Source organism: Asticcacaulis biprosthecium C19, assembly GCF_000204015.1.
GTDB classification, from domain to species: Bacteria; Pseudomonadota; Alphaproteobacteria; order Caulobacterales; family Caulobacteraceae; genus Asticcacaulis; species Asticcacaulis biprosthecius.
In genome coordinates this window covers 277,927-280,138 of sequence record NZ_GL883078.1, presented here as the reverse complement: position 1 = coordinate 280,138, position 2,212 = coordinate 277,927, and the positions used below count along the sequence as shown (strand labels likewise).

Here is a 2,212-nt window from a genome sequence, read left to right as displayed (position 1 = left end):
TGAGCTAAAGGCCGGGGCCTTGCAGAGTGCGATTTTCAACAGCGCGAACTTTTCCAGCATTGCCACCGACGCCAAGGGCGTGATTCAGATTTTCAACGTCGGTGCCGAGCGTATGCTGGGTTACACGGCAGCAGAGGTTATGAACAAGATCACCCCGGCAGATATTTCTGATCCGGAAGAGGTGATCACGCGCGCCCGAACGCTGAGCGTCGAGCTTGAAACGCCAATAACACCTGGCTTTGAGGCCCTTGTCTTCAAGGCCTCGCGTGGGATCGAGGATATCTATGAGCTGACCTACATCCGCAAGGACGGCAGCCGTTTCCCTGCACTGGTGTCCGTAACGGCGTTGCGGGACGCGCTGGGTACCATTATCGGCTACTTGCTGATTGGTACTGACAATACCGTTCGAAAACTGGTCGAAGAAGAGCAGAAGAAGTCTGATCAGCGATTGCGCGACCAGCAATTTTACACTCGTTCCTTGATCGAATCCAATATCGACGCACTCATTACGACCGACCCATCAGGGATCATCACCGACGTCAACAAACAGATGGAAGCTCTGACGGGTTGCACCCGCGATGAGTTGATCGGCGCGCCGTTCAAGAAGTACTTCACCGATCCGGACCGGGCAGAGGCGGGCATTAGTCTTGTGCTCCGAGAAAAGTCAGTCACCGATTATGAGCTGACGGCCCAAGCTCGCGATGGCAGTAAAACAGTCGTATCCTACAACGCGACGACTTTTTATGACAGGGATCGCACGCTCCAGGGCGTCTTTGCGGCCGCACGCGATGTCACCGAACGCAAGCGGGTCGAGTCGGAGTTGCGGCAGGCCAAGGCAGCGGCAGAGAGCGCCAGCCTGACCAAATCGGACTTTCTGGCCAGCATGAGCCACGAGATCCGAACGCCTATGAATGCAATCATGGGCATTGCCGACCTCTTGGCCAGGACACCTCTCAATGAGGAACAAGACAAATATGTGCAGATTTTCCGTAGGGCTGGCGACAATCTGCTGAACCTCATCAACGACATTCTCGACCTGTCCAAGGTCGAAGCCTCCCAACTCGAACTGGAGCGGACAGGCTTTTCGTTGATCGGCCATTTGGAAAAAATAATGGAGATGGTCGCGGCCAAGGCTCAGGAAAAAGGCTTGTTACTCGTATGTACAATCGCGCCAAATGTTCCACCGAATATCGTTGGTGACGCGATGCGCTTGAGGCAGGTCCTTCTCAATTTGATTGGCAATGCCATCAAGTTTACGCAATCAGGGCAGGTTTCGCTTTACGTCGATTTGGACGAGGCTGATCCCTTGCAACCGGTTCTGCGTTTTGCGATCACTGACACGGGCATTGGCATAGCCAGCCAACAGCTTGGGCCAGTGTTTGAACGTTTCACGCAAGCTGATTCATCCACGACCCGGCGATTTGGGGGCTCCGGGCTCGGACTTACAATCTGTAAGCGCCTGGTCGAGCTGATGGGCGGCCGTATCTGGGTCGAGAGCGAAATCGGGGAGGGCAGCATGTTTGCCTTCACGATCCCTCTGGAAATCTGGGATGCAACGACGCGTCCATTGGCCACGCTGATCGAAGCGGGACTTCATTTGAAACTCCTGCCTCTACGCATTTTGTTGGCAGAGGATTCGGCCGACAACTGCGTCATCACGATGGCCTATCTTGAGGACACGCCCTACCAGGTCGATGTCGCTGAAACTGGAGCCATTGCCTGCAAGATGTTTGAAAGCGGCCGGTACGATCTTGTGCTCATGGATCGCCAGATGCCTGTCATGGATGGTCTGGCGGCAACCAGGGCAATTCGGGCGTGGGAACGAGACTACAGGCTCAAGCCAATTCCGATCATCGCCCTAACCGCTTCGGCCCTGAAGGGGGACCGGGAAATGTGTTTGGCGGCTGGATGCACGGACTTCCTGACCAAGCCGATAAAGCAGGAGGTCCTGTTGAATGCGATCAAAGAACACACCTTGGTCGACCACCCACATTTGACCGATCAAAGCTCTCAGGCGCCCGACGTCCCAATAAAAATCAATCCGAAAGTGCTCGCTTTAATTCCGGCCTACCTTCTAGATTGTGCGAAAATGGTTGTCTCCATGCACGCCGCGCTAGACAAGGTCGACTTCACGACTGTGATGTTCATTGCCCACAATATTAGCGGCTCTGGTGGCGGTTTTGGCCACCAAGGTATCACCGACATAGGTGTC

Annotated in this window: 1 protein-coding gene; it reads left to right on the top strand. The window is 54.7% G+C overall.

What is annotated here, in order from left to right; all coding sequences use genetic code 11:
• On the top strand, window positions 1-2,212 hold a 2,212-nt coding region (locus ABI_RS11840; protein WP_083811525.1), incomplete at both ends, for a PAS domain-containing hybrid sensor histidine kinase/response regulator.